Here is a 24256-nt window from a genome sequence, read left to right on the forward strand (position 1 = left end):
ACGGCTCAAAGGATGCGTCCCTGCTGCTGAGCGTCGGCTTTCGCCGCCGGTCAACACGTCAGCGCCTGGTCCGCTTGGTGCAGGAGGGGTCGACGCAGACATCGCCCCATGCCGCCGACAGCAGGCCGCCCGGCAATCACGCCGTCACGCCAGGACATCCGCGGAGGCGACCGCCGTCACAATCTCCGCCTCCCGGTCCAGCGGATAGATCGGCCGGCGCACGCGCCTGTAGGTGCGCGCGCCGATATTGGCGGTGCTCAGGCCATCGGCGTCGACCTCGATGATAGCGGAGGCGATCGGGCCGAAGGCGGCGCGGAAATGCTGCTGCGACTTGACGACGACGATGTCGTAATGGGCCGGCTCGATGCCGACGGCGCGAAACAGGTTCTGGTCGAGCAGTTGCTGCCGCTCGCTCGAAATCAGGATGTCGATGCCGGCGACATGAAAGCGCACGCTTGAGCCCAGCGACGCCGGCAGGCCCTGGAACATCGGCCCTTCGAAGATGATCCGACCGTCGGAGATCGCCTGTACCGTGCCCTTGACCCGGATCGGCCCGCCGCCGACCGCGGGGTCGATCTTGCAGCCGAGCGTCACCTCGCGCTCGGCGCCAAGGCCCGCCTCGATCAGCTCGGCCACGACAGCCGGGTCGCACATCGCCCCGAAAGCGGCGTTGCTGACCCCCGCCTGCAGCAGGCCCGAGAGCAGGCAGGTGGAATCGCTATAGGCGCCGCAGCCGGGATTGTCGGAGAAATCGGCAATCACCAGCGGCCCGGCCTTGCGCTTGGCCGCGAGGTGTTCGGCAATCGCGCCCGGCAGCGCGATGAGCGGCAATTGCTGGTCCTGATGCTCGCGCTGCTGCCAGATCTCGCCGCAGAGCCGTTCCGCATGGGCGATCGCCTCGGCATCGGCAACCCGCGCCTTGTCGTAGCAGATCACCGCCGAAGGCCCGGTGTTGTGGATATCGGCGTCGTAAAAACCGGCATTGATCGAGGTCGCGAGAATGCCGTCTTGTCCGGCGATCGCATCGGCAATCTCCAGCAGCTCGGTCATGGCGCAGGCGTGGGTCGTGCGGCCGTCGTTGCAGCCATTGATCATCGGCGGCTGCCGAATGGCGATGGCGGGCAAAATCTCGTTGCGCATCGCCGCCTCCAGCAGCGCCCCGGCTTTCAGGGCGCATTCGGCCATGTCGACATGGGGATAGGTGCGGAACGATACGGCAATGTCGAGCAGTGCCACCATCTCCGGCGCGGAGTTGGCATGCAGGTCGAAGGTGGCTGCAATCGGCAGGTTCGGCCCGACGATACCCCTCACCGTCTCAAGCAGCTGGATCTGCGCGTCGTCGGCGGTCTCCGTGCACATGGCGCCGTGAAAGACGATGAAGACGCCATCGAGCTTTTTCCCATCGAGCGCCGCCGTCACATCCGCGACGAAGCGCAGGCGCGTCGCCTCGTCGACCCGGCCGCCGGGCTCGGCTCGTGCCGCCGCCGTATAGACCGGCTCCCAGCCATAGCGATCGCAACAGTCGATGAAGCCGCCGATTTCCGAATTGGTGCCGCGGCAATTGTCCTCGATCGCCGCTCCCTTGAAGTAGTGGCACATCTCAAAGTCTTTAAAGCCGGTCTTCAGCTTCGAGAACGTGTTGGTTTCCTGGTTGAACTCGAGAACGGCGACCTTGAAGCTCATCGCATGCACTTTCATTTTTTGGACTGGGCATTCTGAAACGAGGGTCTCGCGAAGACCAATCGAGCGCCGGGGAAGCGCGAACACCCCGGCGCTCGCCTTGCGATCAGGCAGGTGCCCGTCGCTTAGAGCCTTTTCAGGAAAAGTGCGAAGCGGTTTTCCGTCAGAAAATGCGTGAAACCAAAGCGTTAGAACGTCTCTTCGACTCGATCCAAACCGGAAACGCTCTAACGAAAATATTCAGTCGTGCTCGTCGGCCGGGCCATGATGTCGAAGTCGAAATACTGCTTGCGGATCGTCTCGTAGGTGCCGTTGGCCATGATCGCCTCTAGCCCGGAATTGAGCTTGGCCAGCAGCTCTTCGTTGCCCTTGCGCACCGCCATGGCATTGCCCTGCGCGGTGTCGAGGATGAAGCTGTCGCCGACGAAATCGCAGCAGCCGCTGTCGTCCTTGGCCAGCCAGTCGGTCAGCGCCATCTGCCCCTCCAGGATGAGGTCGAGGCGGCCGTTGGCCATGTCGAGGAACACTTCGCTCAGCGTCGGATAGAGTTTTACCTCGCTGTCGGGAAAGAATTCCTGCAGCGCTTCGACCGCCACCGAACCGGACTGCGTGCCGATCACCTTGCCCTTCAGCGCCTCGGGCGAAACCTCCGTCAGGCCGAGGTCCTTGCGGGCGATAAAGCGCATGGCGTTGAAATAATAGGGCTTGGTGAAGTCGACTTCCTTCTTGCGGTCCTCGTTGATCGCCATCGAGGCGATCATCACGTCGAATTTCTTGGCCTGAAGCGCTGGAATGATGCCGGACCACTCGTTGGTGCTCCACACGCATTCCACCTTGATCTCGGCGCAGACCGCCTGGCCGATATCGTAGTCGAAACCTTTGATCTCGCCGCTCGCCGTCACATAGTTGAAGGGCGCATAATCGCCTTCCGTGCCGATCGCCAACTTGTCCGCCGCAAGGCTGGGGCCTGATATCGTGCAGGCGAAGAAAAGTGCTGCCGCGCTCATGAACTTCTTTTTCATATCGTTCCCTTTGTCGTTCTTCTCGGCGCCTCCCGGAATATCGCGCGCGATGCCGCGCATCGGGTTGCGCCCAATGCGGATTTCGCTCGCTATTCCCTGAATTTATTACCGATCGTCGTTGCGTTTTCGCTTTATTATTCACCGACAATGGGGGATGCCACAGCGCTTCGCAATGTCAAAGAATTAATCCCGGCCATCCAAAAAATTCATATATGCTGCCCGGAAAGCCCCTTCCGGAGAAGCCCATGCGCGATCTGCCGAGTCTCAAATCCCTCCGTGCCTTCGAGGCGGCGGCGCGCAATGGCAGCCTGACGGCGGCGGCAAACGAGCTGTGCATCGGCCAGGGCGCCATCAGCCACCAGATCAGGATCCTTGAAGACAATCTCGGCCTCAGCGTCTTCGTCCGGAAGCAGCATGGCGTCGAACTGACGCCCGAAGGCGCCCTGCTCTTTGCCTCCTGCAACCGCGCCTTCGACGATCTCGAAGGCGTCGTCCAGCACATCCGCCCGCGCAACACCCGGAAGATCCTGCGGGTGAAGGTCGGACCGTTCTTCTCGATGAAGCTGATCGCGCCGCGCATCTCGCAGTTCCTGGCCGAAAATCCCGGCCTGCAGATCCACCTCTCCCATCTCGAAACCAACACGCCCGCCTCCGGCACCGCCGACGTCATCATCGACTATTGCCTGCATCCGCCGCCGGCGCGGTTTTCGCAGCGGCTGCTGCGCGAACGCCTGGTGCCGGTCTGCGGCCGCGCCGATTGGGAGGGAAGCAACGACAAGCGCGATCTTCTTTCAGGCAACCGGCTGCACTATCGCGGCCTGTCGGAATGGCAAAGCTGGATCGCCTCCTCCGGCCTCAGGCTTTCGCCCAGCCGCCAGGACCTGATCTTCGACGACCAGCACATCATCCTCGAAGCGGTGAAGGAAGGCCAGGGTGTGGCCCTCGTCGACCGCACCATGGTCGAATACGAGCTTAGAACCGGGCAGATCTGCCTGGTGCACGACCACTATTACGAACCGACAGAGACCTACCAGTTCGTCTGCCAGGAAGAGCTGTTTCGCAGCAAGCCAGTGACGAAGAGCTTTCTTAACTGGCTGCTGCAGGAGATCGACGAGCGCCAGCGTCGCTATGCCGAGATTGCTTCGGCCCGCACCGGGGGCTGAGGTGCGGCATGACCATGACTATGCACCCGTGAGCTTTCGCGACGGCCGGATGTCTCAACCGCGCCGGGCCGCTTCGATCGCGGTTACATCGATCTTCCTCATGGTCATCATCGCGTCGAAAGCACGCTTTGCCTGATCGCCGCCCGCCGCAAGCGCCTCGGTCAGCACGCGCGGTGTGATCTGCCAGGACAGGCCCCACTTGTCCTTGCACCAGCCGCATTCACTTTCCTGGCCGCCGTTGCCGACGATGGCGTTCCAGTAGCGGTCGGTTTCTTCCTGATTGTCCGTTGCGATCTGGAAGGAGAAGGCCTCGTTGTGTGTGAACGCAGTGCCGCCGTTCAGGCCGATACAGGCAACCCCGGCAACCGTGAACTCGACAACCAGGACGTCTCCCTCCTTGCCGGAAGGATAGTCTCCAGGCGCACGAATGACCGCACCCACGGCGCTGTCGGGAAAGGTCCGGGCGTAGAAGTTGGCGGCCTCCTCGGCGTCCTTGTCGTACCAAAGACAGATCGTATTCTTTGCCATCGCGTCGTCCTCTCGCTGTTCGTTTTCCATTTCCCTTTGAGATAGGGGCGACCGTCACTGTCCGGTGCCTGCAAGCCGTTTGGCGGGGAAAGGCCGCAAGCGGCCCTTGTCGCATTTGCTGCACAATGCCGCGCTCTGGCGAATGCCCTCCCCCTGAGCGCCTATCCCGCCTGCGCCGCGCCATGGGCGTGGATCACCGCCTCGGCCTCCTTGCCGTAAAGCTCCTCGAAATGGTCGAAGCTCTTGGAGAAATAGCCGATCCCCTGCGTTGCCGAGCGCAACGCCCGCGCCAGTTCGTCGAGTGCAGCCCCTGGCACCAGCGCGCGAAAAACGTCCCAGCCCTTGGCGGCTTCATCACGGTCGAAGCCGAGCACCTGCCCCTTGAAGGTCGAGACGACGGGCACCAGGCTGCCCGAATAGATCGACGGGATATGGATCTCGACGCGCACCACCGGCTGCATCAGCACCGCTGACGCCTGCGACAGCGCCTGGCGCACGCCCATCTTGGCGGCGGCGCGGAAGGCGAATTCGGAGCTGTCGACCGCATGGTGCTGGCCATCCGTCAGCGTCACGCCGACATCGATCACCTGAAAGCCAAGCGGCCCCTTCTCCATCGCCTCGCGCGCGCCCGCCTCGATCGCCGGGATGAAGTTGCGCGGCACCGCGCCGCCCTTCACCGTCTCTTTGAAGCTGAAGCCGCCGCCGCGCTCGTTGGGATGCACGCTCAGCTTGACGTCGGCAAACTGCCCGGCGCCACCCGTCTGCTTGCGGTGGCGGTAATGCACGTCGGACGGTTTCAGCACCGTCTCGCGATAGGTCGGGCTCGGCGGCTTGTCGGTGACGCCGACATGGAAGACATCCGCCAGCGTCTTGCACAGATCGCGCAGATGCACCGGCCCCTGCACGCAGATCAGCTGAGCACCCGTGCCCTCCTCCTGCATGACCTTCAGGCTGCGGTCGGTCTCGGCCAGTTTGGCAAGCGTGCCGGAAAGCTTTGTCTCGTCGCGCTCGCTATCAGGCACCAGGATGCGTTCCAGCATCGGCGTCGGCGGCGCCGTCCAGTCCGGCGCCTCGGACGCGGCAGTAGCGGTCAAAAGGGCCGGCACCGGCAAGTGGTCGGATTTGACGGCGGCAAAGATGGCGCCGGGTTCCGGCGCGGCTGTCGCAAACGGTTTTCCGGTCGCCGGGTCCTGCACCGAGCCGAGGCCGCCGCCGCCGAGCGCCGCTCCCTGCTTGATGCCGTTCGAAAGCGCGCGCACCAGCACGGTCTTGCCGACATTCTGGCGGTGATAGGCGTGAAAGCTGACAGCAGCAAGGCTCGCCTCGGCAATCTGGCCCGCCTCGCCCAGCCTTTTTCGCAACGTGTCGACCGGTGGCGCCTCGTGCCGCAGCGCCTTCATCAGGCGCAGGATGCCGTTGCTGTGGCTCGCCGCCCCGACGAGCACCGGAATGATCCGGTTTTCCCTGAGAAGCCGCGAGGAAATGGCATAGATCGTGTCGCTGCCCGGCTCGCGGTCCTCGATCAGCTCTTCGAGCAGCCAGTCGTCGAATTCCGAGAGGTGTTCGAGCAGCTCGGCACGCGCTTCCTTCTCTTGCTCCAGCGCCGTATCCGGGATCTCGATCAGCGCCGAGGTCTGGCCCTCGCGATAGCGCCAGGCGCGCTCGGAAATCAGGTCGCAGCTGCCGACGATCGTGTCGCCCTCGCGGATCGGCACCTGGCGCAGGATCAGCATGTGGCTGGAATAATCCTGCAGCGCGGCGATAACATCCCTCAATCGCCCGCGCGGCTCGTCCATCCGGTTGACGAAGATGACACAGGGCGTGCCCGATGCCTCGATCACCTTGAGATAGGGCGCCGCCAGCACCGCCTCCTCCGGTGCCGGCGAGACACAGAGCACGCAGGCGTCGCTTGCCAGAAGCGCGTGCTGCGCATGGGCGAGCGCCTCGGTGCCGCCGGGCGTGTCGAGCGCACACCAGGTTTCCTTGCCGATCTCGAATTCGGTGATGTTCAATCCGTAAGGTGACGTGGCCTTTCTCGAGCTTTCCCCGAGCGCAGCCAGTTTTTCCACCAGCGTGGATTTTCCGGTCTGCGAAGGCCCAACTACCGTGAAGCAGCGCATCGGCGATCCTCCCCTGTCGCGGAGCGCCGCGCGTTTCGACGCCCTGCCTCCTATTAATTCTAGGGCATCTTTTGTGCTTTCAATGGCCTTGCGCAAAAACGGGCCACCTGCCGCGCTTCAAAATGGGTCGGACGGCGTTCGCACCGGCTCACAAACCGATTGCAAAACAGCATCAGTTTTGCAATAACCCAGGGGTGAAACCCGACCTATGGTCGTTGCGCGCAGCTGCCAGACGCCACGCGCGCCGGAAACGTCAACATCGGAGATCGTCCGCATGTCGCTCACCCTTTATCTGCATCCGCTCGCCTCGTTCTGTCACAAGGTGCTGATCGCGCTTTATGAGAACGGCACGCCTTTCGAAATAAGCCTGGTCGATCTTCTGGACCCCGAGGAGGCGGCCCGCTTCGCGGAGCTCTGGCCGGTCGGCAAGATGCCGGTGCTGCGCGATAGCGCCCGCGATGTCACCCTGCCGGAAACCTCCATCATCATCGAATATCTCGATCGCCACTATCCCGGCGCTCGCCCGCTCATTCCGGCGAATGCGCAGGAGGCGCTGCAGGTGAGGCTCTGGGATCGCTTCTTCGATCTCTACATCCATACGCCGATGCAGAAGATTGTCACCGACACGCTGCGTGCCACCGGCGAGAACGACCATCGTGGAGTGGCCGACGCCCGCGCCACGCTTGGCGTCGCCTACGGCATGGCCGACCGGCATTTCGCCACCAACGCGTTTGCCGGTGGCGCCGCCTTCACCCTTGCCGATTGCGCCGCGGCCCCCGCTCTCTTCTATGCCGGAATTGTCGAGCCTTTTGCCGACGGGCATCCGCATCTTTCGGCCTATTTCGAACGGCTGCTCGAGCGCCCGTCGATGAACCGTGTGCTGGCCGAGGCGCGGCCCTATTTCCACATGTTTCCCTATAGGGATCTCATGCCGGCGCGGTTTCTCGCCGGGGCCTGAGAGAGCCCCGGTAAACGCGGTGCAAGGCGAGCTTACTCGACCTGCTTCGGCGGGGTGCCTATCGGGAAGGCGAGCGTGACGAAACCGGCCGTGCCTTCCATGCGGTTCTTCGCCGCAAATTCCTGATAAACCTTCAGCCGCAGCGAAACCGGCGTTTCGCCCATCTTGAAGTTGTAGCCGACGGTGCCGCCGAGCGCCGCCACCCGGCCCTTGAAATCGCCGAGCCGCGCGCCCGAGCCGCTGTCGCCTGTCACCTGCTGGTAGAAGTAGCCAACGATACCGGCGGAGAATTGCGGCGTGAACTGCTTGGAGAGCGCCCATTCCGTGTGGAATTCGGTACCGGTGCGGTAGTCCGTCGCCGGGTTCTCGCCGTTGAAGGTGAAACCTGCCGCTCCCGAGAGGTCGATGCCTGTTTCCGGGTTGAACCAGGTTCCGGCAAAGGTGAGGTCCGCCCCCCAGCGATTGAACGACAGATTGGCGATCTCGCCCTTCTGGTAGTCGCCGATCGGCACGTTGACGATGAGGTTGGTCGACCAGTGGAAGTCGCCCTCGTGCCAGCCGAGCGAAGCGCCGACAATCGGGTCGCCGATGGTGAAGATCGAATCCTCGACGCCGCGGCTAAGCCCGCCCGGCAGCGAAACCGACGCATCCACGTTGGGGCCGCCGAAGGGCACGACAGCGGTGAAGCCGAGATTGCCGCCCATCACCTCCTCGGGAAGGACCCAAAGCCCGGTGACGAAATCCGCAATGATCCGCCCCTCGACCTCGGCGATCACCTGGCCGCCGACCGGCAGCTGGCGGCTGCCGCCAAGCTCGCCAAAGTAGAAATAGGTGTCGTTCTGGATATAGGTGCCCGGGGGTGCCAAGAGGCCGGCCATCGGGCCGCGCGCGCCGAGAAGATAGAAACCGGCACCGTTCTCCGCCGCCTGCGCCGCTTGGGGGCCAAGCAGTGCCGATGAAAATATCCCGGCGCCAAGGCCGACAGTTGCAAGAAGACGTGCAGCAGATCTCATGTGATTCCCCTCTTTCACCGGGACGAGGATATATCACTTTAACGTGTGCTAACTACCCCCAAGACGGGGGAGCGAGATGCGATCCTTGCCTCCGTCGGATCGCGCGCTCCGCACCGGTAGCACGCTATGCGGGAGCCGTTTCGTGCACCCCTTGCTTGCCATCGTCGCGAAACCGCTGCCCGCTGTCAGGCGCCGCACATCTAGAATTGCGGCTGCGGCTCCGCCTGTCCGCTGCCTTGCGGGCCGCTGTCCCTCGCCTTCGCCAGTTGCAGAACCTCGAGCGCGCGTGCCAGCTCCCAGGCGGCCTGAAGTTCGGTTTCAAACAGCGCTATGCTGACATCGATCGGCTCCAGCCCCACGCGCGAGGAGGGTATATCGCGGCGGCCGATCTCGTCCTGTACCCGGTAGAGATCGGCCCGAAGCGCATCGACATTCAGCCCCAGCGAATGCAGCACCACGTTGATCTTGCGCTGCAGGTAGCCCCGCGAACCGGCGCCGAGCTCGGAGCGCAAGCCCAGGATCGACAGAAAATTGACGAGGAAGAGGTAGCCGTCGGCCCCGAGATCCGCATGGGGATAGCGCGGCAGCGCGCGCATCGTCTCGGAAAAGCGCGGCCGCGAGCACAGGAAGATATCGATGCGGAACGCCATGTCGATCAGGTCGGTCCATTCCGTGTCATCGAGCGGGCCAAGCCCGTCCAGTTCGTGGTCGACATTGAAATAGGGCATCGAGCGCCTGGTGAGGATGAGCGCCAACCGCACGGTAGAAGGCGCCATCGGCGAGCCGCGTGCAGCTTCCTCGCCCGCCAGGCGCACGACGCCGGCGTCCGGCGCATCACGCTCGATCTCGCCGCGGCTTGCCAGATATTCATGGCGCAGCATGGACGCCTGGAGATAGGCGAGCCAGGTGAGCCGCACCTGGCGGGACGCGACCCAGCGCGCCAGCAGATAGCCGGCGCCGACAACAGGCACATTGTAAAGGCGAAGATCGCGCCGCTCGAAGCAATTGTGCTCGAAGCCGGCAAACGGTTCGAGGGAGAGACGCGTTCCGGACACGTCGCTCATCGCAGGCACTCCTCGATGTCGTCGAGCACCCTGCGATAGCCGGCGTCGCTCTTGCAGACGTCCGTATGGTTGCGACGATCCACCGTATAGAACGGCGGATCCTGTGCAAAATCGCCGGGTTCGACGATGTTTTCATACTGGCCGATCGTGATCTTGGTCGCGACAAGGCATCGCAGTCGTCCCCGCGTCAGCCGCGCCAACGTGCCGGCCTCGACATCCCTTATGAATTCCGATTTCGGCCGAAGGTCTTCCAGGATCGGCGCCTTGTAGAGCAGGCCGCATCTGAGCGCCGCCAGGATCCCGTGCCCCTGCATCACCCCGCCCGCGTTGTGCAGCGCGTTGGATCCCTTGTGGGCGGGCGCATAGAGCAGGAGCTGGATGTGATCCGCATAGGCGTCGGCGGCCCGCGCCAGATCCAGCGCCACCTGCCGCATGATCGCGCCACCGGGCGAATGCGCCACGACGACGACCCGATCGTAGAGGAAAGGCTCGCGCTTGGGGCCATAATAGATGTAGCGATTGGAAAATTCGGCCGGCTCGGCCAGCAGCCTGCGAAACAGATCGAGCACCGAGCGGCTGATCACCCGCGCCCGGCTGCGCACGCTGTCATAGCCGAGGAAGAGAACGTCTGCGGCGGAAAAAAGCGCATCCCGCCGGATGTAGGCACTGGCGTTGTGCCAGGTTGCCTCCGCGGCACCGGTAAAGCCGTGCAGGAAAACGACGAGTGTTCCGGGCCTATCGAGGCACCAGAAGGCCGAACTGCCCACGCCGAAATCGATCCGGCCGAGACAATAGTGATTGCTCATTGCCCGCCCTTCCAACGCCACTCCGCCCACCATTATACAAGGCACTGCTCAATCGGGCGATGCATCTATTGTAAGTAGCATTGTGGCGCGATACGCGCCGCTTGCCCCCCGCCCCAAGCCCCCGTCCCAAAGCCCCTCCTCCCAAAGAAAGTTGACGCGACCACGGGCGCGAGGCGCGTCATCTGCATCACCACCTTGCTCAGCCTTCCTGCGCCCCTAGTTTGTTTTCAACGGCAAGGGCCTGACACCAGGGAATGAGGATAGCCAGATGGAATACCGGTTGCTCGGCCGATCAGGCCTGAAAATCTCGACGATCACCATGGGAACGATGACGATCGGCGGCGGCGGCAAGTTCGCGCAGGTCGGCAATGTCGGCCTCGACGAGGCGCGCCTTTATGTCGACATGTGCCTCGACGCCGGCGTCAACCTGATCGACACCGCCGACATCTATTCCACCGGCGGCTCGGAGGAGATCATCGGCAAGATCCTCGCCGGCAAGCGCAAGAACGGCGTGCTGGTCGCCACCAAGGCCCGCTTCAGCATGGGTCCGGGGCCGAATGACGGCGGGCTCTCCCGCCATCACCTGATTACCGCCTGCGAGGCGAGCCTCAGGCGGCTGAAAACCGACGTCATCGATCTCTACCAGGTGCATGAATGGGACGGCCAGACGCCGCTGGAAGAAACGATGGAGGCGCTCGACACGCTCGTGCGCCACGGCAAGGTGCGCTACATCGGCTGCTCCAACTATTCCGGCTGGCACATCATGAAGGCGCTCGGCATCAGCGCGCTCGAGCGGCGCCAACGCTTCGTCAGCCAGCAGATCCATTACACGCTGGAAGCGCGCGAGGCCGAATACGAACTGCTGCCGATCAGTATCGACCAGGGTCTTGGCGTGCTCGTCTGGAGCCCGCTTGCCGGCGGCCTGCTCTCCGGCAAGCACCGGCGCGACCAGACGCCGGATGGCACCCGCCAGCTTGCCGGCTGGAACGAACCGCCGATCCGCGACGAGGAACGGCTGTGGACGATCGTCGACATGCTGGTGGCGATCGCCGGCGAGCGCGGCGTCTCGCCGGCACAGGTAGCGCTCGCCTGGCTGATCGACCGCAAGGGCGTGACTTCGGTGATCATCGGCGGCCGCCGGGAAGAACAGTTCCGCGACAATCTTGCCGCGGCCAACCTCAAACTGACGGACGAGGAGTGCGAACTGCTCGACGCCGTCAGCCTGCCGCCGGTGCTCTATCCCTATTGGCACCAGCTGCGCAGCGCCAGGGACCGGCTCGGCGAGGCCGACCTGTCGCTGCTCGGGCCGCATGTTTGAAGGGGTTTGAAGGATCGGCAGCCGCCTGAAGCGTCAGCTCACCGTACAGCGCTTGCGGCGGCCCCTCATCCGGCCTGCCGACCACCTTCTCCCCCCTCGCGGGGAGAAGGAAACCCCGCGGCACTCGCTCGTTCCCTAACACCGTTCTTGGTCGTCATGCCCACTGACAGCAAGCCAGATGGCAACCGAGCCGTTGCGCGCGTCCCCTCTCCCCGCCTGCGGGGAGAGGGTTAGGGTGAGGGGCAGAGGCACGCACTTTGGCTGCGAAACAGCCCGCCCAGAAACGCAGACGCCCCTTGACTTCCCGCCAAACACGCCCATTTTATATCATATGATACGCAGAAAGAATTCATAGGAGACTATCATGCCAAGCGCCCAGCCGGCTCTTGCCCCCGACCGCGACACGGCAAGACATGAGGAAGCCGTGATCATCAAGGCGGTGGTGAAGGCCTGCGACCTGTGGAAGCTGACCAACAGGGAGGCATCGCAGCTCTTCGACGTGCCGATCGCCACCTGGAACCGAATGAAGGCGGGTGATTTCAAGGGCAGGCTCGACCAGGACAAGCGCATGCGTGCCAGCCTGATCGTCGGCATCTTCAAGGGCCTGCGCCTCTATTTCAACGGACCGCTGACCTACCAGTGGCCGAAGGCGGTCAATAGCGGGCCGGTGTTTGACGGCCAGTCGCCGGTCGACGTGATGATCGAGGGCGGCATCCCGGCGATGATGAAGGTGCGGCGCTATCTCGACGGCCTGCGCGGCGGCCTATGATCGCCGAGATCGATTTTACCGATCCGGCCACCATCCGGCTGATTTCGACCGCCTATATCGACGAGCCGGCCGTCAAGCCGCTCTGCGACGACGAGGACGACATCGAGATCCTCAACCGGCTGGAGGCGCTGACGTCGGCGCGGTTGAGCCCGCTGGCGCTGCCCGCCGGCGTCAACCCGGCCGAACTCCTGAACGATAGCTTCGGCTACGGCTGGTCGCTGATCAACGCCGCATTCTGCCACGCCCGCCCGCCTGGCAACCGCTTCAACAACGAGGACCGCGGCGCCTGGTACTGCGCCTTCGGCGACAACGCGCTTGAAACCTGCCAGGCCGAGATCGTCTATCACCGCACAAGGGCGCTGGCGGATGCCGGCATCTTCCACGATATCGGCGCCTATCGCGAACTGATCGCCGGCTTCACCTGCCGTTTTCACGATGTGCGCGGCGAAACAGGCCCTGCCTATCTCGGCCCGGATCCCGCCCTTGCCTACCCCGCCGGCCAGGCGCTCGCCGCCACCATCTTCTCCGGCGGCGGCAACGGCCTGATCTACCCTTCCGCCCGCCACCCCTCCGGCGAGTGCATCGCCGTCTTCCGCCCCGCCGTCATCCAGAACATCCGCCAGGGCCGCACCATCACCTTCGAGTGGACGGGCTCGCCCGAACCGACGATTCTCAGTGAAAGCTGAACGCCCCATGGCGGTGCTGCGGACGCAGAATTTGGCGCGAAGCGGCAGGCTCGAAAAATGAGGGACAGTGGAGAGGCCGGGAACCTTCGCTGGCATCATCTGTGTCGCGGACCACGATACCGCAGCGCGTCGGCCACCAGCGCGAAGGCGGGCGACGTCTGGCGGCGGCTCGGGTAATAGAGGTGGTAGCCGGCAAAAGGCGGGCACCAGTCTTCCAGAACCTGCACCAGCTGGCCTGAGGCGAGATAGGGCGCGACGACATCCTCGGGCAGATAGGCGAGCCCCAGCCCGCAAAGCGCCGCGCTCAGCCTGAGCGCGATATTGTTGAAGACGAGCTGGCCTTCGACGCGGACCTTCACCTCGCGCCCGTCCTTCTCGAACTCCCAGGCATAGATGCCGCCATGGGTCGGCAGGCGCAGGTTGATGCAATTGTGCTCCGTCAGTTCCTGCGGCGTTCGCGGTATTTTCCGCGTGGCGAAGTAGGATGGCGCGCCGACCACCGCCATGCGCATGTCCGGCCCGATGCGCACGGCGATCATGTCCTTGGCCACCTGTTCGCCGAGACGCAGGCCGGCATCGTAACGCGCCGAGACGATGTCGGTCAGGCCGTAATCGACGATCACCTCGACATGGATATCCGGATAATCAGACAGCAGCCGCTCCAGCGCCGGCCAGAGGATGCGATCGGCCGCATGCTCGCCGGCGGTGATGCGGATCGTGCCCGCCGGCTTGTCGCGAAATTCGCTGAGGGCGGCCAGTTCCCGGTCGATCTCGTCCAGGCGCGGGCCGATCGACACCAGCAGCCGCTCGCCAGCCTCGGTCGGCGACACGCTGCGCGTCGTGCGCGTCAAAAGCCTCAGGCCCAGCCGCGCCTCAAGCCCGCGGATCGTGTGGCTCAGCGCCGACTGTGAAACCCCGAGCTGTGCTGCCGCCTTCGTAAAGCTGCGTTCCCTTGCTACGGCAAGGAACGCGATGAGGTCGTTGATCGGTTGGCGCGGCATTCATGAATTCCTCTCATAACCTCTTGCGAGATTTACCACCTAATCCTGATCAATCCCATGCACTAACTTGCCTGAGACAACCGCGACCACTTCAGGCCGGCAACATTGACCGCCATTTGCAAAGGATCGACGCCATGAACATCAAACGAAGCGGCTCTGACGCCTCGGCCAAGGGACCGGCCGACTATTTCACCGGCACCGTGCGCATCGATGCCCCCTTTAGCGGCACCGCGCCGGCGCGCGTCGGCGGCGCCACCGTCACCTTCGAGCCTGGCGCCCGCACCGCCTGGCACACCCATCCGCTCGGCCAGACGTTGATCGTCGTTTCCGGCCTCGGTCGCGCCCAGCGCGAAGGCGGCCCGGTGGAGGAAATCCGCCCGGGCGACATCGTCTGGTTCTCGCCCGGCGAGAAACACTGGCATGGCGCCTCACCGTCCGCCGCCATGACCCATATCGCGATCGCCGAAGCCCTCGACGGCAAGGTCGTCGACTGGATGGAGAAGGTCAGCGATGCGGACTACCGGGCGGAAGCCAGGGCCGGCTGATCGCCCGCCATTGCAGCGCCCTCGCCGACCCGGCTCCACGGGCCACCTCTACCCAGAAACATCGTCATTTGAGACAAGGAACAGCCCCATGGAAAACCGCACACTCGGCAAAAGCGGCCTTGAAGTCTCGGCCCTCGGCCTCGGCTGCATGGGCCTCAGCTATGGCTACGGCCCGGCAACGGAGAAGCAGGCAGCAATCGCCCTGATCCGCACCGCCTTCGAGCGCGGCGTCACCTTCTTCGACACCGCCGAGGCCTACGGCCCCTACCGAAACGAAGAGCTTCTCGGCGAGGCGCTCGCCCCCATGCGCAATGAGGTGGTGATCGCCACCAAGTTCGGCTTCGATTTCGACGCTGAAGGCGGGCAGAGCGGCATGAACAGCCGGCCGGAGCAGATCCGCAAGGTCGCCGATGCGGCGCTGAAGCGTCTGAAGACCGACGGGATCGATCTCTTCTACCAACATCGCGTCGACCCCAATGTGCCGATCGAGGACGTCGCCGGCACGGTGAAGGACCTGATCAACGAAGGCAAGGTCAGGCATTTCGGCCTTTCCGAGGCTGGCCCACAGACCATCCGCAAGGCCCATGCGGTGCAGCCGGTCGCAGCGCTGCAGAGCGAGTATTCGCTGTGGTGGCGCGAACCGGAGGCCGAGATCCTGCCGCTGCTCGAAGAGCTTGGCATCGGCTTCGTGCCCTTCAGCCCGCTCGGCAAGGGCTTTCTGACCGGCGCCATCAATGCCGACACCACCTTCGACAGCAAGGATTTCCGCAATGTCGTGCCGCGCTTTGCGCCCGAGGCGCGCAAGGCCAACCAGGCGCTGGTCGATCTCTTGGGCCAGATCGCCGCCCGCAAGGGGGCAACGTCGGCACAGGTCGCGCTCGCCTGGCTTCTGGCGCAAAAGCCCTGGATCGTGCCGATCCCAGGCACGACCAAGCTGCACCGGCTCGAGGAAAACATCGGCGCTGCGGCGGTGCAGCTGACGACAGACGATCTCGGCGAAATCGACGGAGCGCTCGCCAAGGTCACCATCGAAGGCGACCGCTATCCGGCCCACCTGCAGGCGCGCGTCGGCCGCTGACCTCGCGCGTGTCCCACGGCCAGCCGGTCGGCTTTGCCATGTACGCGCTCGATCCCGACGACGGCAACCACTGGATCTACCGCCTGATGATCGACGCCCGCAATCAGGGCAAGGGTTTTGGCCGCAAGGCGCTCGCCGCCGTCGTCGAGACGATGGCGACCATCCCCGGATGCGACGCGATCTATCTCGGCGTCTATCCCGACAACACCCGCGCCCATGCGCTCTACCGGCGCTTCGGCTTTCGCGAGACGGGCCAGATCATCGGCGGCGAAACCGTGCTGCGGCTCGATCTTTGAGCCGTGAAAGCCTGTGCAGCAGGCGGTAGCCGCAGGGACCGGCCTGAAAGGCCCGCGACTCCCTGCAGCGACCAGCCACAACCAACAGTAAACATAGACAGGCAATGCGGGATTTTGACGCACGCCTGAAATCAGGGAATATTAAGCAATTATAACGTACTGAAACACGAATAGATACAAAGCCTTACCACTGCGAAATGCCGACACGAAAAAATACCTTAACTTGAAGTTGCATATTGTGACAAATTTGCGACAGCAACCCTGACCACTGCCTGATAGAAGCAGACACCGCATAAGTGGTGCCAAATTCTACGGAGCATTGACATGTCGCATAAGCTTATCCTTTCAGCCGCAATCCTCGCAGCGCTCGCAGCACCGGCCGTCGCAGCCGACGCCGTCGCGGATGTCGCACCCGCTCCGGAAGCGCAGGCAGTGGAAGCGTTCACCTGGACCGGCGGCTACCTCGGCGTTCAGGGCGGCGGCGGCTGGCTGGATGGCAAGTTCAGCGTTCCCGGCGAAAGCGTCAGCGAAGACTTCAACGGCGGCCTGATCTCGGGCTTCGTCGGCTACAACTACCAGTTCGGCGATTGGGTCATCGGCGCTGAAGGCGATCTGACCTACAACTGGAACGACAACAAATACGACATCTTCGGCACCGACGTGAAGGTCGGCACCGATCTCGCCGGCTCGGTTCGCGCACGCGCCGGTTACGCCATCAACAACGCGCTGCTCTACACCACCGCTGGCTGGACCGCGACGAGCGGCTACGTCGAAGTCCCCGGCATCGGCGACGTCGACCGCACCTTCAGCGGCTACACCGTTGGCGCCGGCGTTGATTACGCCTTCACCAACAACATCTTCGGCCGTGCCGAATACCGCTACAACGACTTCGGCAGCAAGACGATCGAAGACGTCAAGGTCGACCTCGACCAGCACCAGTTCACCGTCGGTATCGGCGTGAAGTTCTGATCCTGCCCCACCGAAAGCCCTTTCGGCCTTCGGCTACTGCATAATTCCTTAAATCGGAATCGATTTAAGGAGCAAATTATGCAGCAAGTTTAAAGCGCTACAGCGCCGCGCCTCTCGAAGAGGCGCGGCGTTTTTTTCGTTTGCGAGCCGCGCAATGAAGAGGACCCGGCGAAGCTCCTATCGAGGCAATAGCGTCAGCCGGACGCCACGGGGGCCAGTGCCGCCGATGTTGCTGCCCCGCCCACCTCCCCCAGTATCCAGTCGCAGAAGGCCAGGATCCGTGGGTCCTGGCTGGAACTTTCGGGATAGACGAGGTGATAGGCATAGTCTTCGGCAACGCTGACGCCGATGTCGAACAGCCGCACCAGACGGCCCTCCGCCATTTCGTTCTTGATCATCGCCAGGTCGACAAGCCCGACCGCACCACCGTCGATCACGGCTTCGACCACATGGCTCGTGTCGGTAAAGGCGACGCATCGGCTGTCGTCGAAATCGTCGATGCCGGCGGCCGCCATCCACATGCGCCAGTTCGGCCAGAGCATGCCTTCGGTGGTGCATTCGACATGACACAGCGTCTGGCCGAAGAGATCGCGTGGGCTCTTCGGTTGGCCGCCGGCAGCGATCAGCTTCGGGCTGCAGACCGGTGCGATCACCGCCTCGAACAGGCGCTGCGACCGCGTCTGCGCATATCGGCCGGAGCCGAAGCGGATGGCGATATCGACATCGTCGGCATCGAAGTCCCTGACCTCGTCGCTGATGTCGAATGTCAGCTCGATGGCCGGGTTCGCCGCACGGAATTGCGACAGCCGCGGCAAGAGCCAGTTGGTGGCAAAACGCGGGCTCAGCGACACGCGAAGCTGCCGGGCGCCGCGCGCCATCCTGCGCGCGCGGCCGACGGCGCCCTGCAGCGTTTCCAGCGCCCGGACGGCCGCCTCGAACACCACGGCACCGGCCGGCGTCAATTGGATGCTGCGGCTGGTGCGGGTGAACAGCACGAGGCCGAGCTGATCCTCGATTTCCTTGATCTGGTAGCTGACCGCCGCCGGCGTCAGCCCCACCTCGTCGGCCGCGCGGGTGAAATTCAGATGGCGCCCGGCGGCTTCGAACGTCCTCAGCGCGCGGGTCCCCGGCAACATCCGGCTCATATATCTTCAAGCCTCATTTAACGATCCATCGAGAACTACTTGTTTTTCAATGAGCGATCAATCGGTGATGGTCGAGAGCATTGACGATCGCAACCATCGGGACCGCACATTTCCGTGTCGCGGCGCCCAAATTTCCATGGAGTGAACATATGTCAGTTGGCTTGACCCCGAGCGACGGCCGGTCAGATAGCGCCGGCCTTGCGGCCGGTCGCGACGACGCGCTGCATTGGCCGGCGCGCCTTTGGGGTGCGCTCTTCATCTTCAGCGGGGTGATCCTGCTCGACGGGCTCGATATCTCGATGATTGCCGTAGCGATCCCCGAAATCCAGCATGAATTCGGCATCAGCGCCGCCACCGCGCAATGGCTGGTCAGTGCATACATCCTCGCCTTCGGCGGATTCCTGCTTCTGGGCGGGCGCTGTGCAGACCTGTTCGGCCGCAGGCGTGTACTGGTCGTCGGGCTCGGCGTCTTTGCCGTGGTGTCGCTGTTCGGCACGATCACCAACGATCCGATCCTGCTGATCGTTTCGCGCTTCATCAAAGGCATGACCGCGGGTTTCACCGGACCGGCGGCCATGTCGTTGCTGACCACGACCTTTCCCGAAGGCCCCCACCGCAACAAGGCCTTCGGCATCTTCAACCTCTTCGAAGCTTCTGGCTACTCCTCCGGCCTCATCGTCGGCGGCCTGCTCGCCGGGCTGGACTGGCGCTATATCTTCGTGCTGCCGGCGCCGATCGCGGTGCTGTTGATGCTGGCGGCCCTGCGCTTCCTGCCGCCGGATGCGCCGCGCACCGCGCGTCTGCGACCGGATCTCGGCGGCGCCGTCACCCTCGTCGCCGGCATGCTGCTGCTCGTCTTCACGATCGCCTCGAGCGCCGATACCGGCTGGACCTCGCTGCGCACGACCGGCGGCTTTGCCCTCTCCGCCGTGCTTCTCGTCGCTTTCCTGCTGATCGAACGCCATGTCGAACAGCCGCTGATCCGGCTCGGCATCTTCCGCAACCGCAGCCTGGTGGCCGCCAATGTCAGCGCCGCCCTGCTCTATGGCGGCGCCATGGGCTTTCAGTTCCTGATCGCCCTCTATCTGCAGAACCTTCAGGGCTGGAAGCCACTGCATATGGCGTTGGTGCTCCTGCCTGCCGGTCTCATGGTGGTCATCCTCGGGCCGAAGCTCGGCGCCTTGATGAACCGTTTCGGCGTCCACCGCGTGTTGATATCAGGACTTGCGGCATTCGTGCCCTGCTATCTCCTGATGCTGCGGATCGGCCCGACGCCTGAGCTGTGGACCGTATTGCTGCCCGCATCGCTGCTCTGGGGCATCGGCTTTGCGCTCAGCATCTCGGCGCTGATGGTCGCCGGAACCAGCGGTGTCGCTGACGAGGAACAGGGTCTTGCCGCCGGGCTGCTCAACAGCTCGCTGCAGGTCGGTGGCGCCTGCGGCCTTGCCGTCGTCACCGCCGCGATCATGCCCGGCACGCAGCTTGCCATGCTCTATCCCGGCGTCCTCGTCATCCTGGCCTTTGCCGTCCTGACGCTTTTGGCGCAGTTGATCCATCGCCGCCGCTGAGGAACCCGGCGCCGGCCCGACCATCGGTCGGTCGCCGGCGCCGACGTACAGTCCCGCAACGCCAGACCAACCTGCGCTGTTATTGACCGCTTGCGTGGGGCGTGTGCGGCCATCCGGCAAGGAGCCGACCGCGCGGATGTGCGCTGCGGTTCTGCGATGACGACATGCGAAGAAACAAGAACTTGAAACGCGGCAATCGAATCCTGGAGATCGCGACGCGCTTCAAGCGATTGGTCCGCGCCGTGGCGGCTACTCGAACTTCTCCGTGCTGTCCGCCTTGCCCTTCACCCAATATCCCGAAGCCTTGATCCAGGAGAGCGGATAGCCGCGTTCCTCGGTGAGGTGGGCCCGGATCGCCCGCGTCACCGAGGCTTCGGCTGCAACCCAGACGAAGGTGTTGGGCTCGATGACGACCGAACGGAGGATGGTCAGAAGCGCTGAAGCATCGGTCGCCTGATGCAGGGGACGATAGGCCCAATGGCATGTCAGCTCGGCGTTCGTCTCGAACGCCTGTTGTTCGGCAGCGTCAGCGACGGCGGTAATGCTGGTGATGCGCGCGCCAGCGCCGGCCTCCTCGATCCGTCGACCGATCGCCGGCAGCGCCGTCTCGTCGCCGATCAGCAGCCAGCGCCCGACGTTGGAAACGACGGCCGAGCCGCGCGGACCGCCGACGTTCAAGATATCGCCCGGGCGGGCGTTCATCGCCCACTGCGTGATCGGCCCCGCCTCGTGCAGCGCGAAATCAAGCACGAGCGAGCGGGCGGCGGCATCGTAGCGGCGCGGCGTATAGTCCCGGCGCTCCTCCGTGCCGTCGGCTGCCGGCACCAGGATCTTGACGTGATCGTCCGGCGCAAGGCTGACGAAATCGGCAAGGTCGTCGCCTCCGAGCGTGATGCGCAGCATGCCGGGCGTGATCCGCTCGACATCGGTTACAACAAGCGCGCGTCGCTTGAGCTCGTGGCGCACGCGCTCGATCCTGGGGGCGTTCGGGCTATGGAGAGAGGATTGAGTATTGTCCATCTGTGTCCTCTAGGGGCTCGCAAATCTCGATCCGCAGGACACAGTCGCGCAGATCGAAACCGCAGAGCCGTTCGATCATACGCGTTGAGTGACGTTAACGCTTACGTGGCCGGACAGCGCCCGACCATTTCGCCCGTTGTAGCCGAGATGCCTCTCCGGCGCAACGCGTTGCGAAAGCGCACCTTCGGCACGCCGGCCATTGCGGCCCAGACGCTGCGCCGCCACCGGCCCGCAAAACGAAAAAAGCGCGCCGGCTTCAGCCGACGCGCCTTTGGATGCAAAACCGGGTGGCGCCGTCAGGCGGCCAGTGCCGCCGCTTCGCCGCGCACGAGATCGCCGAGACGGCGGATGCCCTCTTCGATCATCTTGTCATTGGCGCAGGAGAACGAGACGCGCAGCGTGTTTTCGCCCGAACCGTCGGCAAAGAACGCCCGGCCGGGCACGAAGGCGACCTTGGCCGTCTCGAGCGATTTGGCCAGCAGTGCGGCGCCATCCATGCCCTTCGGCAGCGTCACCCAGACGAACATGCCGCCTTCGGGCTTGGTCCAGGTCACGCCATCAGGCATGTACTTTTCAAGAGCAGCCAGCATGGCGCTGCGGCGGTGCTTGTAGACCTTGTGGATCTTGGCGACCTGCGCCTCGAAACCACGCTCGGCCACCGTGCAGATCGCCATCTGGTTGATGGTCGAGGAATGCAGGTCGGCCGCCTGCTTGAGGAGAACGAGCTTGCGGATCACCGGTTCCGCGGCGCAGACCCAGCCGACGCGCAGGCCCGGCGCCAGCGTCTTGGAGAACGAGCCGCAATAGACGGTGCGGGTGTTGTTGATGTCACCCTTGCGCGCGATTTCCAGCGCCAGGATCGGCGGGATCGCCTCGCCGTCGTAGCGCAGCGACTGGTAGGCCGCATCTTCGATGACGGCGATATCGAGTTCTTCGGCAAGGTCGAGCACGCGCTCGCGCCCTGCCCGATCCACCGTTTCGCCCGTCGGGTTGGAGAAGTCGGCCGAGAGATAGGCGAACTTGACGCGGCCGCCAGCGGCTTTCGCGGCCTCGGTATAGGCCGCAGGCGTGCGGTTGCCGCCGGGATTCAGCTGGTCGTAGTGCGGCTCATAGGCGTTGAACGCCTGCAGCGCGCCGAGATAGGTCGGCCAGGTGACGAGCGCGGTGTCGTTCGGCGACAGGAACAGCTTGCCGATATAGTCGAGGCCCTGCTGCGAACCGGAGGTGATGAAAATGTTGTCGACGGTGGCGGGAATGCCGAGCGCTTCCATCTGCTTGGCGAGCCATTCGCGCAGCGGCTTGTAGCCCTCGCTGACCGAATATTGAAGTGCTGCGCTTACGGCCGGACCGGCGAAGATCTCCGCATAGGCATCCCTGAACTCCACATCCGGAAACAGCTCGGGATCAGGAATGCCGCCGGCAAACGAGATGATGTCGGGGCGGTCGAGCAGTTTCAACAGTTCGCGGATCTCCGAGGCGCGCATCCGGCTAGAGCGCGTCGCGAATATATGGTCCCAGTCCAGCATTGGGTCGTTTCCTCAAGGATTATTGGAGCGGGGCAGCGCCTCCAGGCTTGGTCCCGCATTCTCGTTTGTCCTTCGACAGGATCACGGCGGCTAATTTATGTCAATGTTATTGACCTAAATCGCGGCACTTTCTGACCCTCGCCGCACTTCACTTAACGTCATGCTATCGACGTAACGTCAGCCGGTCCCATCCTCGCGCATGCGCCCCGCCGAAGGCATGACGTAACTGTTACATGCTTGTCCGCCGCCGGAACAGGGCGCACAGTCCCGCCTTCCATTCATGCAAGTCACAGGCCGCATTCTCAATCCTTCAACGATAGGGAGAAACACGCCATGAGCACGCATCAGGGAGACGGCGATCAATCAGACAACGAGCATCCATCGGGCGTCAGCCGGCGAGACCTCCTGCTTGCCGGCAGCGCGCTCGCGGCTGCGGCGCTGACCGCTTCTGGCGGAGCGACACCGGCAAGCGCCCAGCAATCCGCGCCGGCCACGGCCGGCGGTGGCAAGCCGAACATCCTCATGATCATGGGCGACGATATCGGCTGGTTCAACCCGAGCATCTACCACCGCGGCATGATGGGATATCGCACGCCGAATATCGACCGCATCGGCAATGAAGGCGCGATGTTCACCGACTGGTATGGCGAGCAGAGCTGCACGGCCGGCCGCGCCGCCTTCATCACCGGCCAGTCGCCGATCCGCACCGGCCTCACCAAGGTCGGCCTGCCCGGCGCCGATCTCGGCCTGCAGCCGGAGGATCCGACGGTCGCCGAGTTCCTCAAGGCGCTCGGTTACGCCACCGGCCAGTTCGGCAAGAACCATCTCGGCGACAAGGACGAGTTCCTGCCGACCAACCACGGCTTCGACGAATTCTTCGGCAATCTCTATCACCTCAACGCCGAGGAAGAGCCGGAAAATCCCGACTATCCAAAGAACCCGGAGTTTCGCAAACACTTCGGTCCGCGCGGCGTCATCCATTCCTATGCGGATGGCAGGATCGAAGACACCGGCGCGCTGACCAAGAAGCGCATGGAAACGGTCGACGAGGAATTCCTGGCCGCAGCCCTCGAATTCATCGACCGCCAGCACAATGCCCAGAAGCCCTGGTTCTGCTACTTCAATTCCACCCGCATGCACATCTTCACGCATCTGAAGGCGGAATCCCAGGGCAAGACCGGCAAGGGCCTCTATCCCGACGGCATGGTCGAGCATGACGGCCATATCGGCGAACTCCTGAAGAAGCTCGACGATCTCGGCGTCACCGAAAACACCATCGTCATCTACACCACCGACAACGGCGCCGAAGTCATGAGCTGGCCCGATGGCGGCACGACGCCCTTCCGTGGCGAGAAGGCCACCAACTGGGAAGGCGGCTTCCGCGTTCCGATGCTGATGCGTTGGCCGGGCGTCATCAAGCCGAACACGGTCTATAACGACATGTTCTCGCACTACGACCTGATCCCGACCTTCTGCGCGGCAGCGGGCGAGCCTGACGTCGTGGCGAAGTGCCTCGCCGGCTATCAGGCCGGCAGCAAGACCTTCAAGGTCCATCTCGATGGCTTCAATCTCATGCCCTACTTCCGGGGCGAGGTCGCCGATGCTCCCCGGCGGGAATTTCTCTATTGGAACGATGACGGAGAACTCGTCGCGATCCGCTTTCAGGACTGGAAGGTCAACTTCAAGGTCCAGGAGCATACGGGCCTTGGCGTATGGCAGCGCGAATTTACCAACCTTCGCGTCCCCTGGATCTTCAACATCCGGGCGGACCCCTTCGAGCGCGGACCGGAGTCCTTCGAATACGACCGCTGGATGGCCGAGCGTTCGTTCATCCTCGTGCCCTCGCAGGCGCTGGTCGCCAAGTGGCTGGAGAGCTTCAAGGACTTCCCGATCCGCCAGAAGCCGGCGAGCTTCAACCTCGACGAGGTCATGGACAAGCTGTCCGGTTCGGGCAGCAAATAGCGCCCGGTGATGATGGAGC

Annotated in this window: 22 protein-coding genes; 11 read left to right on the forward strand and 11 right to left on the reverse strand. The window is 63.8% G+C overall.

The genetic code is table 11. The features are described 5' to 3' along the window. Positions 1–144: 144 nt before the first annotated feature. A complete protein-coding gene (locus BC360_RS01035; RefSeq protein ID WP_065786926.1) occupies positions 145–1683 on the reverse strand; it encodes a M81 family metallopeptidase in 1539 nt (512 codons plus the stop codon). A 224-nt stretch (positions 1684–1907) separates the two neighbouring features. Then, positions 1908–2702 (reverse strand): transporter substrate-binding domain-containing protein, encoded by a 795-nt coding sequence (locus tag BC360_RS01040; RefSeq protein ID WP_065787053.1) that lies wholly within the window; start codon positions 2700–2702, stop codon positions 1908–1910. A 245-nt stretch (positions 2703–2947) separates the two neighbouring features. Between BC360_RS01040 and BC360_RS01045 the strand changes: the two genes are divergently transcribed. After that, entirely contained in the window at positions 2948–3865 is a 918-nt protein-coding gene (locus tag BC360_RS01045; protein WP_065793940.1) for a LysR substrate-binding domain-containing protein, read from the forward strand. A gap of 54 nt (positions 3866–3919) precedes the next feature. Here BC360_RS01045 and BC360_RS01050 read toward each other — a convergent pair whose 3' ends face one another. Both BC360_RS01050 and BC360_RS01055 read right to left on the reverse strand, forming a co-directional pair. Further along, positions 3920–4393, reverse strand: a complete 474-nt coding sequence (locus BC360_RS01050) for a VOC family protein (protein WP_065787052.1) — start codon at positions 4391–4393, stop codon at positions 3920–3922. 161 nt (positions 4394–4554) lie between these two features. Then, positions 4555–6513, reverse strand: coding sequence for an elongation factor G (locus BC360_RS01055; protein WP_065786924.1), 1959 nt, complete (start codon positions 6511–6513; stop codon positions 4555–4557). 274 nt (positions 6514–6787) lie between these two features. On the opposite strand from BC360_RS01055, the gene BC360_RS01060 reads away from it, so the two are divergent. Beyond that, positions 6788–7471 carry a glutathione S-transferase family protein gene (locus BC360_RS01060; RefSeq protein ID WP_065794237.1) on the forward strand — a complete coding sequence of 228 codons (684 nt, stop codon included), beginning with the start codon at positions 6788–6790 and terminating at the stop codon, positions 7469–7471. Positions 7472–7503: 32 nt separating this feature from the next. On the opposite strand, the gene BC360_RS01065 is transcribed toward BC360_RS01060, so the two are convergent. The 3 genes from BC360_RS01065 to BC360_RS01075 all read right to left on the reverse strand — a co-directional run bounded on the left by BC360_RS01065 (position 7504) and on the right by BC360_RS01075 (position 10354). After that, positions 7504–8484 (reverse strand): transporter, encoded by a 981-nt coding sequence (locus BC360_RS01065; protein ID WP_065786923.1) that lies wholly within the window; start codon positions 8482–8484, stop codon positions 7504–7506. Between the two features lie 200 nt (positions 8485–8684). Beyond that, positions 8685–9548 carry a hypothetical protein gene (locus BC360_RS01070; protein ID WP_065793941.1) on the reverse strand — a complete coding sequence of 288 codons (864 nt, stop codon included), beginning with the start codon at positions 9546–9548 and terminating at the stop codon, positions 8685–8687. Next, positions 9545–10354: a hypothetical protein gene (locus tag BC360_RS01075; protein WP_065793942.1), complete on the reverse strand. Its 810-nt coding sequence runs from the start codon at positions 10352–10354 to the stop codon at positions 9545–9547. The genes BC360_RS01070 and BC360_RS01075 overlap by 4 nt, the downstream gene beginning before the upstream one ends. 268 nt (positions 10355–10622) lie before the next feature. On the opposite strand from BC360_RS01075, the gene BC360_RS01080 reads away from it, so the two are divergent. From BC360_RS01080 to BC360_RS01090, 3 genes are all read left to right on the forward strand, one after another. Further along, positions 10623–11672 carry an aldo/keto reductase gene (locus BC360_RS01080; RefSeq protein WP_065793943.1) on the forward strand — a complete coding sequence of 350 codons (1050 nt, stop codon included), beginning with the start codon at positions 10623–10625 and terminating at the stop codon, positions 11670–11672. A gap of 364 nt (positions 11673–12036) precedes the next feature. Then, complete coding sequence (locus tag BC360_RS32605; RefSeq protein ID WP_065793944.1) at positions 12037–12441, forward strand: antitoxin Xre-like helix-turn-helix domain-containing protein; 405 nt, start codon at positions 12037–12039, stop codon at positions 12439–12441. Continuing rightward, positions 12438–13127, forward strand: a complete 690-nt coding sequence (locus BC360_RS01090) for an RES family NAD+ phosphorylase (RefSeq protein ID WP_083222375.1) — start codon at positions 12438–12440, stop codon at positions 13125–13127. Before BC360_RS32605 ends, BC360_RS01090 begins: the two co-directional genes overlap by 4 nt. 95 nt (positions 13128–13222) lie before the next feature. On the opposite strand, the gene BC360_RS01095 is transcribed toward BC360_RS01090, so the two are convergent. Further along, entirely contained in the window at positions 13223–14128 is a 906-nt protein-coding gene (locus BC360_RS01095) for a LysR family transcriptional regulator (RefSeq protein ID WP_065793945.1), read from the reverse strand. Between the two features lie 134 nt (positions 14129–14262). Between BC360_RS01095 and BC360_RS01100 the strand changes: the two genes are divergently transcribed. From BC360_RS01100 to BC360_RS01115, 4 genes are all read left to right on the forward strand, one after another. After that, positions 14263–14673 carry a cupin domain-containing protein gene (locus BC360_RS01100; protein ID WP_065786917.1) on the forward strand — a complete coding sequence of 137 codons (411 nt, stop codon included), beginning with the start codon at positions 14263–14265 and terminating at the stop codon, positions 14671–14673. Positions 14674–14761: 88 nt separating this feature from the next. Further along, a complete protein-coding gene (locus tag BC360_RS01105) occupies positions 14762–15751 on the forward strand; it encodes an aldo/keto reductase (RefSeq protein WP_065793946.1) in 990 nt (329 codons plus the stop codon). An 8-nt stretch (positions 15752–15759) separates the two neighbouring features. After that, positions 15760–16047 (forward strand): GNAT family N-acetyltransferase, encoded by a 288-nt coding sequence (locus BC360_RS01110; RefSeq protein WP_065793947.1) that lies wholly within the window; start codon positions 15760–15762, stop codon positions 16045–16047. Between the two features lie 324 nt (positions 16048–16371). Continuing rightward, a complete protein-coding gene (locus BC360_RS01115; RefSeq protein ID WP_065793948.1) occupies positions 16372–17016 on the forward strand; it encodes an outer membrane protein in 645 nt (214 codons plus the stop codon). Positions 17017–17210: 194 nt separating this feature from the next. On the opposite strand, the gene gcvA is transcribed toward BC360_RS01115, so the two are convergent. Continuing rightward, positions 17211–18161, reverse strand: coding sequence for a transcriptional regulator GcvA (gene gcvA, locus BC360_RS01120; RefSeq protein WP_065793949.1), 951 nt, complete (start codon positions 18159–18161; stop codon positions 17211–17213). A 149-nt stretch (positions 18162–18310) separates the two neighbouring features. Here gcvA and BC360_RS01125 point away from each other — a divergent pair, with 149 nt between their 5' ends. Next, a complete protein-coding gene (locus BC360_RS01125; RefSeq protein ID WP_083222376.1) occupies positions 18311–19729 on the forward strand; it encodes an MFS transporter in 1419 nt (472 codons plus the stop codon). 249 nt (positions 19730–19978) lie between these two features. Here BC360_RS01125 and BC360_RS01130 read toward each other — a convergent pair whose 3' ends face one another. Next, positions 19979–20749, reverse strand: a complete 771-nt coding sequence (locus tag BC360_RS01130; protein WP_065793950.1) for a siderophore-interacting protein — start codon at positions 20747–20749, stop codon at positions 19979–19981. A gap of 296 nt (positions 20750–21045) precedes the next feature. After that, positions 21046–22275, reverse strand: a complete 1230-nt coding sequence (locus BC360_RS01135) for a PLP-dependent aminotransferase family protein (protein ID WP_065793951.1) — start codon at positions 22273–22275, stop codon at positions 21046–21048. A 333-nt stretch (positions 22276–22608) separates the two neighbouring features. Between BC360_RS01135 and BC360_RS01140 the strand changes: the two genes are divergently transcribed. After that, positions 22609–24237, forward strand: coding sequence for an arylsulfatase (locus tag BC360_RS01140; RefSeq protein ID WP_065793952.1), 1629 nt, complete (start codon positions 22609–22611; stop codon positions 24235–24237). Positions 24238–24256: the final 19 nt, after the last annotated feature.

The organism is Ensifer sp. LC163 (assembly GCF_001695855.1).
Lineage (GTDB): Bacteria > Pseudomonadota > Alphaproteobacteria > Rhizobiales > Rhizobiaceae > Ensifer.